The organism is Chryseobacterium sp. SIMBA_029 (assembly GCF_046535275.1).
Taxonomy (GTDB): domain Bacteria; phylum Bacteroidota; class Bacteroidia; order Flavobacteriales; family Weeksellaceae; genus Chryseobacterium.
Window position 1 is genome coordinate 1 of record NZ_JAWRXA010000922.1, and the last position, 231, is coordinate 231.

The window sequence follows — 231 nt, forward strand, 5'->3', positions numbered from 1 at the left end:
TTCAAACCGCTAAATAACCTTGTCTCCGTTTATAAAAGTGGCGACAAAGTTCCGGTACCGGTGCAACTGCTGGTTTCAAACCTGTGGATCGAGCCGGAAATTGCCCCGACCAACAGCCTGACGCTGACCAATGAAGTCCTCATCGACGGTTCGTTGACCTTGACCGTCCGCTACCTCTAAACCCGCTGGGCTCAGCAGCGAAGCTTCAGACTTTTTCGCTGCTGACACCCA

Annotated in this window: 1 protein-coding gene; it reads left to right on the top strand. The window is 52.8% G+C overall.

Annotated elements, in window-relative coordinates:
- On the top strand, positions 1–180 hold a 180-nt coding region (locus SB679_RS26515), incomplete at its 5' end, for a hypothetical protein (protein ID WP_410705437.1).
- Positions 181–231 lie beyond the last annotated feature (51 nt).